9 protein-coding genes are annotated in these 13194 nt (G+C 46.8%); 1 reads left to right on the top strand and 8 read right to left on the bottom strand.

Translation table 11 applies throughout. The features are described from left to right. Positions 1-60 precede the first annotated feature (60 nt). Together nqrF and accD are read right to left on the bottom strand one after the other, a co-directional pair. Positions 61-1362 carry an NADH:ubiquinone reductase (Na(+)-transporting) subunit F gene (nqrF, locus tag ABD031_RS03215; RefSeq protein ID WP_343848361.1) on the bottom strand — a complete coding sequence of 434 codons (1302 nt, stop codon included), beginning with the start codon at positions 1360-1362 and terminating at the stop codon, positions 61-63. 133 nt (positions 1363-1495) lie between these two features. Continuing rightward, a complete protein-coding gene (gene accD, locus ABD031_RS03210; RefSeq protein WP_343848360.1) occupies positions 1496-2338 on the bottom strand; it encodes an acetyl-CoA carboxylase, carboxyltransferase subunit beta in 843 nt (280 codons plus the stop codon). Between the two features lie 214 nt (positions 2339-2552). Between accD and ABD031_RS03205 the strand changes: the two genes are divergently transcribed. Further along, positions 2553-4184 carry a carbon starvation CstA family protein gene (locus ABD031_RS03205; RefSeq protein WP_343848359.1) on the top strand — a complete coding sequence of 544 codons (1632 nt, stop codon included), beginning with the start codon at positions 2553-2555 and terminating at the stop codon, positions 4182-4184. A 101-nt stretch (positions 4185-4285) separates the two neighbouring features. Here the strand turns inward: ABD031_RS03205 and ABD031_RS03200 are convergent, their stop codons facing one another. From ABD031_RS03200 to nusA, 6 genes are all read right to left on the bottom strand, one after another. Beyond that, entirely contained in the window at positions 4286-5392 is a 1107-nt protein-coding gene (locus ABD031_RS03200) for a transporter (RefSeq protein WP_343848358.1), read from the bottom strand. A 29-nt stretch (positions 5393-5421) separates the two neighbouring features. After that, complete coding sequence (locus ABD031_RS03195; protein WP_343848357.1) at positions 5422-6957, bottom strand: vanadium-dependent haloperoxidase; 1536 nt, start codon at positions 6955-6957, stop codon at positions 5422-5424. Positions 6958-6971: 14 nt separating this feature from the next. Beyond that, positions 6972-7907, bottom strand: coding sequence for a transporter (locus ABD031_RS03190; protein WP_343848356.1), 936 nt, complete (start codon positions 7905-7907; stop codon positions 6972-6974). A 138-nt stretch (positions 7908-8045) separates the two neighbouring features. After that, complete coding sequence (locus ABD031_RS03185; protein ID WP_343848355.1) at positions 8046-8591, bottom strand: hypothetical protein; 546 nt, start codon at positions 8589-8591, stop codon at positions 8046-8048. A 383-nt stretch (positions 8592-8974) separates the two neighbouring features. Beyond that, positions 8975-11887 (bottom strand): translation initiation factor IF-2, encoded by a 2913-nt coding sequence (infB, locus tag ABD031_RS03180; RefSeq protein ID WP_343848354.1) that lies wholly within the window; start codon positions 11885-11887, stop codon positions 8975-8977. Positions 11888-11947: 60 nt separating this feature from the next. Beyond that, positions 11948-13192, bottom strand: a complete 1245-nt coding sequence (gene nusA / locus ABD031_RS03175) for a transcription termination factor NusA (RefSeq protein ID WP_343848353.1) — start codon at positions 13190-13192, stop codon at positions 11948-11950. Positions 13193-13194 lie beyond the last annotated feature (2 nt).

The raw sequence follows: 13194 nt of genomic DNA, 5'->3' as shown, positions 1-13194 counted from the left end.
AATAATCAAAAATGGCGCTAAACTAAAAAATCCCGCCTGAGCGGGATCTTTTGTGAATTTTTATCCTCCGAAGTCATCGAAGCGGATGTTTTCTTTAGGAATACCCAGATCATCGAGCAACTTCAGTACCGCGGCGTTCATCAAAGGAGGTCCGCAGAGGTAATATTCAATCTCATCTGGCTCAGGGTGATTTTTGAGATAGTTCTCATACAACACCTGGTGGATGAAGCCAACGTATCCGTCTCCCTCATCGTCGAGCGACTTTTTCACTTTCCAGTTATCTTCTGGAAGCGGCTCGGAAAGGCCTATGTAGAATCTGAAGTTATCGAAGTCCTTCTCGATGTCTCTGAAGTGAGGTACGTAGAACAATTCCTTTTTGGAACGACCACCGTACCAATAGGACACTTTTCTGTGCGTCTTTTCTGTATGGAACAAGTGAAAAACGTGTGCTCTCAAGGGCGCCATACCGGCTCCACCGCCGATGTAGATCATTTCTCTTTCGGTCGGATTGATGTGGAATTCTCCGTAAGGGCCGGAAATAGTCACCTTGTCGCCTGGCTTTCTTCCAAATACATAAGAAGAACAAACTCCCGGATTTACATCCATCCATCGGTTGTTGGCCCGATCCCAAGGCGGAGTAGCGATACGGATGGTCAACATGACTATATTACCTTCTGCCGGGTGGTTGGCCATGGAATAAGCTCTGAAGAGCGGCTCGTCATTTTTCATGACCAAGCTCCATAGACCGAATTTATCCCAATCACTCTTGTACACATCTGCAGGGTGGCCCAACTCTGGATGCGGAGTGATATCCATATCCTTAAACTGAACTGTGATGGCAGGTACGTCGACTTGGATATATCCACCTGCTTCGAAGTGAAGCGTTTCGCCTTCGGGCAATTTCACCTTGAATTCTTTGATAAACGTGGAAACGTTGTAGTTGGAAATCACTTCGCATTCCCACTTCTTAATCCCGAAGATTTCTTCTGGCACGCGAATCTTCATGTCCTGCTTAACTTTTACCTGACAGGCCAATCTGACGTTGCCCTGCTGCTCAGCACGACTTAAATGTCCGACTTCTGTAGGGAGAACATCTCCTCCACCGTCCTCGACGACGCATTTACACATTGCGCAAGTTCCGCCTCCGCCACAGGCCGAAGGAAGAAAAATCTTTTGACTACTCAATGTGGTAAGCAGACTTGATCCTGCTGAAGCCACAATCGGACTTCCGTTGTCACCGTTGATGACGATCTTCACATCTCCGGAGTTGACCAGTTTGGACTGGGCAAATAGGAGAATAAACACCAGTAGCAGGATAATTGCCGTAAAAGCTACAATGGAGGTAATAATTACTGAACCCATGAAATTTTTATTTTACTTTTTCGTCTGGATTGAACCCTGTTTGGGAGCACAAATATATTTATTAATCCAGAAAACAGGCCAAACAAAAAGATTTTTGACTTGAATCCGGGAGGCTTTTTGATGAGTCGACAGTTTAATTGTTCAGGAGGTTAAGCAAAGTGGTCAACCTTGCTTTCAGCTGCCGACGATCGATGATAAAGTCAAGAAACCCATGCTCCAATACAAACTCGGAGCTTTGGAAGCCTTTTGGCAAATCCTTGCCGATCGTCTCACGAATTACCCTTGGGCCGGCAAACCCGATCAAGGCCTCAGGCTCGGCAATGTTGAAATCGCCCAACATTGCATACGACGCAGTCACTCCACCGGTCGTGGGGTCGGTGAGCAATGAAATGTAGGGGATCGCAGCTTGATCAAGCAGCGCGAGTTTCGCGGAAGTCTTCGCCATCTGCATCAGCGAAAAACCCGCTTCCATCATCCGAGCTCCTCCAGATTTTGATATCATCAGAAAAGGAACTTTATGCTTCAGGGAATAATCTATGCCACGGGCGATCTTTTCACCTACCACTGAGCCCATGGATCCGCCGATAAAGTTGAAATCCATGCAAGAAACCACGATTTCCAAGCCGTTCATCTTGCCATGCGCTGTGCGTACGGCATCGTTGAGTTCGGTTTTCTTGATGGTTGCGTCGATTCGGGCAGTGTAGGGTTTGGTATCCGTAAATTTCAGCGGATCGCCCGACTTCATGTCGGCGTCCAACTCGGTGAATTTGTTGTGGTCAAACAGGATTTCAAAGTATTCCTTGGAGCCGATTTTCACATGAAAATCATCGTCAGGACATACGAAAGCGTTGTTTTTCAGCTCCCGGGTATGGATAATATTACCGTTTGGGGTCTTAAACCAAAGTCCGTCGGGAGCATCTTTTTTCTCAGCAGTAGAGGTTTTGATGCCTTTGTCAGTTCTTTTAAACCAAGCCATATAGAATTGTTAGGTTGTTGTTTTGACAAGTCAAAGGACGCAAATTTAGACCTAATCTCCATTAAATAAAATTCCGAGAGTGGATCACGCCATTTCCTTTTCCAATTCCGTATCAGAAAACACACTTTATTCGGCGATGATTTTCACATTATTCTAAATTGCGGCAAGAATCCAAATTCCCAAAAAGCCAAAGTTCACATTTCCAGAATAAACCATGAGTCTAGCCCTTCTTCTCCTGATTTCGGCAGTCCTGCTATTTCTTGCTTATCGATTTTATGGCTCATTTGTCTATCGGAAATTTGGATTGGACGATTCCCAAAAATCGCCCGCACATCTATTAAGAGATGGGGTAGACTACGAGCCCAGCAAACCGATTGTTGTCTTGGGGCACCATTTTGCATCTATTGCCGGTGCCGGACCTATCGTCGGACCAATCATCGCGGTGACGTTTGGGTGGATTCCCGCCGTAATATGGATCTTGATCGGCGGCATCTTCTTTGGAGCCGTTCACGATCTGGGAAGCATGGCAGCCTCACTCCGAACCGACGGAAAATCCATCGGCGTGATCATCAGAAACCAGATCGGTTCCAGAGGAAAGCAACTTTTTATCCTGTTTAGCTTTTCAACGCTAATCTTGGTAATCGGGGTTTTTTCGGACATCATTGCAAAAACTTTTATCGCAAATCCCGGCGTGGGCTCAGCCTCCATCCTGTTTATCTTGTTGGCGGTCAGCTTTGGATACCTAAATCGGTTGGTGGGAAACGGCAAGCTTGCGTTTGTAATTATCACCATCATCGGAGTCGTCTTGATGTATTATTTCGTTTACTTAGGGACTCAGCTACCGATCAACCTCAGCTACGAGGTCTGGATTATCGCTCTGCTGGGCTATGCTTTTTTGGCCTCAGTGGCTCCGGTGAGCCTATTGCTTCAGCCACGGGATTACTTAAACAGCTACCTGCTCTATGGAATGATGATTGCGGCTGTAGCTGGAGTTTTTATAGCAAATCCTCAGATTGAAATGTCGACGCAGATCCAGACTTCCAGCGAAAATTTAGGGTTTGTTTTCCCTGTATTGTTTGTCACCATCGCCTGCGGAGCCATTTCGGGATTCCATTCTCTCGTTGCCTCCGGCACGACGTCAAAGCAGTTGGACAAAGTGAGTGATGCAAAAGTCGTGGGATTTGGAGGCATGTTGATTGAGTCTTTTCTCGCCATCATCTCAGTCGGAGCGGTCGCAGTGCTTTCACGTGAGGAATATACAAGCCGACTCGGTGCGGAAGGCCCTGTGGCGCTGTTCTCCAACGGGATCGGCGGAATGATTGCAACCTTGGGGATCTCTGAGACCTTCGCAATTGGTTTTGTGGCATTGACTGTGTCGGCTTTTGCCTTGACCACACTGGACACCTGCACCCGGCTGGCGCGATTTACTCTCCAGGAATATTTTGAAGATTTGCCCCAGCCCGCGGCTCAGACCATGGCCAAAAACCGTTACCTATCCACTACGGTTGTGGTATTTCTCTCTGTCTTACTTCTACTATCCGGAGAATTCAGCACCCTGTGGCCGATCTTCGGTTCGGCAAATCAGCTCTTGGCGGCACTCGCTCTATTGACGATTGCCGTGTGGCTGATCCGGAAGAACATTCCGGCGACCTTCGTCATGATCCCGATGTTTTTCATGTTCACCGTGACGCTTGCGTCTCTTGGTCTTTTTGCCTGGAAGAATTTCCAGGAAAAGGGCTATGTCTTGGCTGTGATCGCCGCCTTGCTATTTGTACTTGCGATTGCCTTGATTTACCTGGCTTTCAACAGTCTAAAAGCTGAAGTTTCAAAAACCGCCAAAGCATAATTTCCCGATTGAGAGGAAAAGATCTTCGCTCAGACTGAGGGAAAATCGTTGGTTTGGAGAAAATAAGCCCGAATGCTGAAATGCTTTCGGGCTTATGAGAATCAAAGGGATTTGAAAATCGCGGGAGCCTTCTTTGGAATTCTCCATGCCAACGTGAAATTGATCAGGTAATCCGCAAAGGCTGCGTCTCCATGAACCTCTTTTTCAGGAGTTGAATTTTCTATATCGGTCACACTCTGAGTTCTATTTCTGTGTAAAGCAATAGGTACATTCAGTGTGCCGGTCACATTGCCACGCATGTAACTGACGCCCGGCTCAACGGAGATGATGTAGCCTGGCCGTCTGAATCCGTCGCTTCCACCGATGGCGTCTCGTACAGGTATCCCTTCCACTCGACCTCCGAGAGAGACTCCCAAACCATGTACTTTTTCGAAAGCCCTGAATACCCCAGTTCGGACAGCAAATTGATCAGGCACACTCATTATGGCCTCATTCGGTCTAGATCTGTTGGTCGAAGTGCCATTTGTGTTTTTGGGATTGAACATGTAGAAGCCATCATAGTATAAAAACGAAGTGCCTCCGATGTTCCAAAGGCCCTGAAAATCCACGATCAACCCCGTTCCGCCGTCACCTAACTGGATCGACTGGTCCACGGTCATTTCGGTAGGTGTCTCATCTTCTCCTTTATAGAAAGTGCTTGTGGCGGCATAATCACCTGTTGGGAATTTGATTCCCAACCCTATTGCTGTGTTTCCTTTTTTAGCTTTCCCTCCAGACAGCAACCAGTAGCCTGCTCCGATTCTCATGTCACCGAACCCTTTGGAATAGGTCGTATGTCTATCTGTCCGGTTATGCTCGTACAGCGAGCTTCTTTCATTGTATTGAAGGGGCAATGACACGATGCCATAAAGCCTTTCGCTGAACGCATAACTGATATTAATGTCCAAACCATGCTGGTAGTTGATCACTTCAGTACCGTTTTCTACACGGTCCTGTTCTTCATGGGAACCTCTGAAATGTTTATAGGACTTAAAATAACGGTAGCTCATACTAACGTTCAATTCACCCTGATTGAGGATGTTCCCTTGCCCGACGGCGTTTCCCAAACCGGAAAATTGCCGGATGGCCACACAGCCTTGGGCCATTGATTTTTGGCTAAAGGCAAGCATTGTCAGTGCAAGGAATGAAATAAGTATATAGTTTTTCATAATTTTTTCTGATAATGGGTTGTTGTTAATTAATCTGCGCCGTCCAGGCGGGCTTTTTCCACAGTGTATTGGGCGACATTTTTGCCCTGTTGTGTTCCCACAGTGGCATCAAATGACCAGTGAATCCCTCCATAAACTCTGGACATTGCAGCTTCTTCGGCCCATTCTCTCACCAGATCGGCTTCCGAAGGAAAAACATAGGCCAAAACCTCAGCTGCTGCTGCGGAAAACACTGAATGTCCAGAGGTATAGGACGGAAAATTGGGAGTACCCGTAATGGTTTCGAATCCCTCAATCTCCTGGATGGGGCGGGGATAATGGTAGTAGTATTTGGCATCCCAGCAGCTGACCCCTCCATCCATAATCGCCATATTCATATAGGCAAGTGTTCTTGCCGACCTGAGGGTATTCAACTGGTACTTTACAATGAACCGATTGGCAAAGTCATTCCAGTGACCGGGAGGAGTATATGTAGCCAACCCATCCTGCCAAAAATTGGCAATCCTTCTTCGTTCTGCGGTTCGGTTGGCTGCATAATCTTTCAGCAATTTTACATCTGCCTCAAATTCTGCGGATCCTGGGGCCGGTGGTATGCCTGGACGAGTAGCCTCTACATTTGCAACGTTCCACATCTTTACTTTCCCAAAAAGGGGAGTCAAGCCGACAGGCCGCTGAGGAGATTCCAGATTCGTCCACTTCCAGCCAAATCTTTCAAAGGCTGCATTGGCAATAGAATCCGAAACAGCCTTTGGAGCCTGGGCATTTTTCATCCCATCTATAGAAGCTCTGGAAAGCGCAATTGCAGCAATGTCATTGCCGATTTTAGATCCTGCATCCAGGTCACTTTTTACAAATTCACCTGAGAGCAGTAAGCTCTCAAGATGTTCGTTTTCCTTTTGCTCCAAATAGGCTGCCTCCAATGGAAACATGGCCGTAAGAATTTTTCTTGAGGCAGAGGCAATCACTGCTCCATCGGAAGGATAGGCTGGAATTTGCTGCTCCACATACGCAAAAGGTATGGAAGGATCTACTTGATAAGCCGACTGCCGTGCATATTCAAACTTATAGTGCCATGCTGAAATCAGGCCATCAAACTGCGCAACCGAAAGATAGGCGAGCGCCCTGCTTGCATACGGAGGATGGGCAAAAGGGAATGCCGGTGGCCCATCCGGAGTTGCGGGGTTAGGCAGTGTGTAAGTCCCGTCGGGGTTTGGGCCCGGAATCAGGTTATATTTTGCAATCAGCTCCAGCGCGATTTCATTCCATCTAACGACAGGGTTATTGGTCCATTTTACCAGATTTTTACGTTGGTCTGGGGTCATGTTTTGAATTGCAGTCTTGGTTTGAGTCAATTCAGCCTGATACTCTGAAGAACTGGTTTCAGAAGGAACAGGGATTTCAAGATCCGCTCCTGAAGCGATCAAAATTGGTTTCCAATTTCCCCCTTCTTCATCCAAAGTGGCAAATTCATAATTTTCGAACGCCAGTTCAGTCGGGAGGTCTTTATTACATGAGGCTAGGAAAACAAGGGACGCCGAAGCGATATAGAGTAGATGTTTTTTCATGGGTAAGTTCTTTTTCAGTTCAACAGCTGGAATTGATACGTCACACCCAGCCCGAAACTGGTCATTTTTGGTGCGTTCTTTCCATCCACGATCTGGCTGTAGGAAGCCAAAACTCCGAGGCCTTTGATTTGGGGGAAATAGTAGTGGGCGAAAGCACCTACCCGATCCATATTTACCTGATTAGTCGGCTGGGGAGCGTTGTATGCCCGAATATCGTCTCCTGAAGTGGAGTACTGTGAGCCATAATTTAACTCCACCCTGAGGGCATTCTGGAAAAACCATTTCCCTAAAACCAGCTCGTAATTCCAAGAACTTGGCACGTCCATCCATGAGGTGTAATAGCTGCCTTGGTTGTAGTAATATTCGCGCTCGGCTTCGGTATAACCTTTCCAGATATACCCCCCTACTCCTCTGAGATAGATTCCATTGTTCCATTTGTAATTGAAAATAGCTCTCCAGGCAAGCTGTGGAGTTCCCAGTCCCAAAGAATAGGGCTGGTAATCTGAGAGGTAATTGGAAACAGGTGTTGAGAAATTCAAGGACGCTAATGCAGAAAACTCACCCTTTTCTGACTGCTTTTTGAGGACTTCATACTTCAGGCCTACGGACAAATCCTGAAGTCCAGATGCTCCGGCAAATTTACCTCCATTCGGTGTAGTTGAATTTGTGGAAATGTATGGCAAGCCCACATAGACATTGAGTTTGTCTATCACCCCGTAAGCCGCCATAAGCATGGCGGTCTTTCGTTGCACTTTTGCAATAGTGCCATTGACTCTGAGCGTTGAGCCTTCCCAATACTCATCAAATTCACCAAATTCGTAATTGCCCAAGAAACAAATTTCCTTGGTCGGCATCATCAGTTCATCGGTAGGGGACTGTGCCCATGTAAGTATAGGCAGTCCCAAAAAGAGCATGAATAGCCCTTTTCGGAACTTAAAATCAAAGTTCATAAGAAGATAATTGAATAGTGAATAGTGGAAATGCCCCAACTTGGAAAATCCTGAAATTGGTTTTCCATTGTTGGGAATTGAGTACACGTAACCGCAACCGATCTTTAGACCGGCCATGGTTTACTCTTCAAAAATGATTCAGAAAAGCTGCGGAGGAGGTGAATCTAAGTTGGAACAAGGATTCATGTAAGCTGAAAAAATAAACCCAATCTTATCTTCAGTGGCGCTCTGGCCAATATATGCCAAGTGGTAGACTTCCGCTTCGACGAAATCTTTTACGAAAAGCTTCAGCTGTGTTTTCCCGTTTTGATCCTGTGGCAATTCGTCATCGGTCAGGGACGAAATCCAGCTTTTGACCGTCGTGACCAAAGCTCTTCGAGCAGTGTCGGGTACATAGACGATTTGAAGCGTATCGTTTTGGTAGCGTTGTTTGATGGCGCGGAAGTATTTACCGTCCTTTTCAAAGCTGGTATTAGTCGCCTGAAACTCCTCCTGATTGGACATGTAAGGAGCCGAAAGCGGGATCTCTATTAGCAGCTCTTCCAAAGAGCCGATTTGTTCTCCATAGATTTTTTCCTCCCAATTACTTTCCATAGCATATTGATAGGAATAGTAAAATGCATAGTAGCCAAAGTGATACATGGCAAAACAAAGTAAAAGCGCTATTGAGACAGCTTTTCTCAAGGAGGTTTTTGGGTTTAATCCGAAAAATAGAGAAAATTGATTTTATTAAGCAAGAAAATTGAAATATCAATCAAAAAAAATATATTATTCTGCCGAACAACTACTCGTCGAAATAACATTCTAAAAAATAGAAAAGGCAGTCAAGGCAATAAAGAGTAACGTCACTATTAGCAAGGCTCTACCATAGAAAGCAAGAACTTTCTGCCTGTTGAATCGATCTAAAAACCATAGCACCAACACCGGCCGGTATAGCCCGAGGAGAATTCCCAAGAGGAAAAAACCAGCTAAAAGCTGTAGAAATACCTGAAGTGCAGCGACCATGTCCCAAAAATAAAAAGGAACGACATACGCCGTTCCTTTTTTATGTTGGATCCACTAGGGGATTACTTTTTACGCTTGATCTCTTTCATTTCATATCCTTCAATCGTATCATCGATCTCGATGTTGTTGAAGTTTTTGATAGAGATACCACACTCGTAACCAGCTTTTACTTCAGCCACATCATCTTTGAATCGCTTCAGTTGGTCGATCTCTCCTTCGTGGATTACAATACCACCACGGATGACGCGGATCTTGTTCTTTCTTGTGATGAAACCATCCGTGACATAGGAACCCGCAACGGTACCAACTTTGGTGATTTTAAAGACCTCTCTGACGGTAATGTTACCCGTGATGACCTCTTCGAATTCCGGCTCAAGCATTCCCTCAATCGCATCCTTAATTTGATTGATCGCGTCGTAGATGATGGAGTAATGTCTGATCTCGATTTCTTCCTGCTCGGCAAGTTTCTTCGCATTGGACGAAGGTCTTACCTGGAAGCCCAAGATTATCGCATCAGAAGCAGAGGCCAACAAGACGTCGGATTCAGAGATCTGACCCACACCTTTGTGGATGATGGATACTTTGACTTCGTCTTTGGAAAGCTTCAGCAAGGAATCGGAGAGCGCTTCAACCGATCCGTCCACGTCACCTTTGATGATTATGTTGAGTTCCTTGAAGCTACCGATAGCCAAACGACGACCGATTTCATCCAAGGTAATGTGCTTCTTGGTACGCAAGCTTTGCTCTCGCTGAATCTGCTCTCTTGAGTTGGCAATCTCTCTGGCTTCACGCTCGGTGTCGTAAACCTTGATCGTATCGCCAGCCTGAGGTGCTCCACCGAGACCCAATACTTGTACTGGAGTAGACGGCCCGGCTTCTTTCAACTTCTTACCCGTGTGGTCAAACATTGCCTTCACACGTCCGTAATGCTGGCCCGCCAACATGACGTCTCCCACTCGGAGTGTTCCTGCTTGGATCATGATGGTAGAAACGTACCCGCGTCCTTTGTCCAAGGATGCTTCTACAACAGTACCTGCCGCATTTTTATTCGGATTTGCTTTCAGTTCGAGAACTTCCGCTTCGAGCAATACTTTTTCCAGCAACTCATCGATACCTTGCCCGGTCTTGGCCGAGATATCCTGAGACTGATATTTACCACCCCACTCTTCAATGAGTAAGTTTTGATTTGCTAGTTCTTCCTTGATCTTCGCTGGATTCGCATTTGGTCTATCCACTTTGTTGATGGCAAAGATCATCGGAACCCCTGCTACCTGAGCGTGGTTGATCGCTTCCTTGGTCTGCGGCATGATGCTGTCATCCGCCGCAATCACGATGATGGCGATATCGGTGATCTTAGCACCACGGGCACGCATCGCAGTAAAGGCTTCGTGACCAGGAGTATCCAAGAATGCGATCTTGAAACCTGTTTTGGTTTTCACATCATAGGCACCGATATGCTGGGTGATTCCTCCTGCTTCATCCGCAGTGACTTTGGACATTCGGATGTAATCGAGCAAGGAAGTCTTACCGTGATCGACGTGACCCATGATCGTAACGATCGGCGCTCTTTCGATCAAATCATCTTCCTCATCCGCAACTTCCTCTACCAATTCGTCTTCGATAGACTTGGTAAATTCCACGTCGTAACCAAACTCGTCTGCTATGATCGTGATCGCTTCCGCATCCAACCTTTGGTTGATCGAAACGAACATTCCCAAAGACATACAGGTAGAGATGATCTGATTGACCGATACATCCAGCAAAGCAGCAAGGTCATTGGCCGAGATAAACTCGGTCACCTTCAATACTTTGGACTCTTCTCCCTCCACTTCGGTGTCGCGATCTCTTTCGGCACGTTTGTCTCTACGGGATTGAGTTCTTTTACCGCCACCTGGCTTCGTTCCCTGAAGACGAGCCAAGGTCTGCTTGATTTGATCCTGGATCTCCTTAGGAGTAGGCTCTGCCTTCTGGACGCGTTGCGGGGGCTGGCTGCCACCACGGTTGCCACCCGGTCTGTTTTGACCTGGTCGGTTTGGCCCACCTTGACTATGAGGAGGTCTGTTGCCAGCACCTGGTCCACCTTGCCCTGGAGCTCCTGGCTTGTCAATTCGCTTACGAGGGCGCTTCTTGTCGCGATTTCTCTCATCGGAAGAAGCTACCGGACCTCCCTTTTTCTTCGTACGATCCACCGGAAGTTCGATCTTCCCAAGGACAGTCAGTCCTTTGAGCGAATCCGCCTTTGCCGCGATCACTTGATCCTGAGGCGCTTCTACTTTTGGAGCTATAGGTACGGCCGGAGCTGGCTTGGGAGTCGGTGCAGCAGCAGGCGCTTGAGCCGGTTTAGGAGCTTGATGCGCAGGCTTATTTTGCTGATTAGGATGTTGCTTTCTTGGCTCCTGCGGCTTTTCATTCCTTTGATTACCCGGATGCTGAGCATGACCGGGTCTTTGAGGATGAGTCGGTTTCTGTCCCGAATGCTGCGTAGGTGCTGGTTTTTTTGGAAGTTCCACCTTCCCCAGAATTTTGATCCCTTCCAATTTAGGAGCTTCAGCGGCTATCTTTTCGGGAGTCGCCTCCGGAGCAGGTGTCGGCGTCGGTTTAGGAGCCGCAGCTGGAGTCGGTGCCGGAGCAACAGGAGTTGGTGCAGGTGTAGGTATCGGTGCGGCAGGTTTTGGTTCTTCCTTATGAACCGGGGCAGGAGCAGGCTCTGGAGCTTTTTCCTGTTTAGGCGTTTCAGGTTCGAGCGAAATCGGCTCGTGGCGCTTCCCAATAGAAAGGTGGGAAGCTTCCTCTTTATCCAGGGCTGAGGATTTGAATTCTTTTTCCAGCATAGACACTTGTTCCATGTTTATCTTGGAATTAGGATTGTTCTCTACCTCAAAGCCCCTTTTAGCCATGGACTCAACGATGGTTGCCGTACCCACGTTGAGTTTTCTGGCTATTTGGCCTAAACGCATCATTTTCTCGTCTGACATAAGCAAAAACCTCTTTCGAAATCTTAAGTAAAATTACGGTATTCTAAAGGGGAAGTCCCCTTATTGTTCAAATTCTTGTCTGAGGATTCGGAAGATTTCATCCACCGTTTCTTCCTCCAATTCAGTTCGACGGGTCAGATCCTCTTTGGTGAGTGCCAAAACACTCTTTGCGGTATCCAAACCTGTCTTTTTCAATTCTTCGATGATCCAAGCATCGATCTCGTCCACGAACTCATTCAGAGCTACATCTTCGTCGTCGTACTCGTTCAATTCTCTGAATACATCGATTTCAAATCCTACCAATCGGCTTGCCAACTTGATGTTGAAGCCGCCTTTTCCGATCGCAAGTGAAACTTGGTCGGGCTTTAGGAAGACAGAAATTCGCTTTCGCTCCTGATCCACAGTGATCGAAGATACCTTAGCCGGGCTTAGCGCTCTGGTCACATATAAGTCCAGATTTTCGGTATAGTTGATGACGTCGATATTCTCGTTCTGCAATTCCCGCACTACAGCGTGAATTCTAGAACCTTTCATACCCACGCAAGCACCTACCGGATCAATGCGGTCATCGTAGGATTCTACCGCCACTTTGGCTCGCTCTCCGGGCTCGCGCACAATTTTCACGATGGTAATCAAGCCATCGTATACTTCGGGAACTTCATTTTCGAACAGTCTCTCCAAAAATACCGGAGATGTTCTGGACAAAATAACTTTCGGGTTACCGTTGATCATGTCCACTCTGTGAACGATCGCCTTCACGGTGTCACCTTTTCTGAAGCGGTCTTTTGAGATTTGTTCCGCCTTTGGCAGGATCAGCTCATTGCCTTCAGTATCGATCAAAAGGATCTCACGACCCAGGATTTGATATACTTCTGCAGAGATGATTTCCCCAACCTGCTCTTCGTATTTATTATATAGGAGGTCTTTTTCAAGATCTTTGATCCGCTGGATCAAGGTCTGGCGTGCCATCTGTACAGCACGGCGTCCAAAGGCTTCCAACTCGATTTTCTCGTATACTTCTTCACCAATTTCAAAATCCGGCTCAATCTTTCGGGCCTCTGTGAAACTGATTTTGTCAAAATCCCATATGTCTTCGGAATTGTCATCGACAATCTCCCTGATCCGGAATATCTCCAGGTCACCCTTGTCAGCATTGATCGTGACGTCAAAGTTTTCGTCAGTCTCAAACTTTTTACGGATCATCGCTCTGAACACATCTTCCAGAATACGGATCATGGTAGGGCGATCCACATTTTTAGATCTCGCAAACTCTGCGAAGGATTCTATTAAGATTTTGGCATCCATTT

Source organism: Algoriphagus jejuensis (assembly GCF_039523455.1).
GTDB lineage: Bacteria > Bacteroidota > Bacteroidia > Cytophagales > Cyclobacteriaceae > Algoriphagus > Algoriphagus jejuensis.
This window is presented reverse-complemented; position numbering and strand designations above follow the sequence as displayed.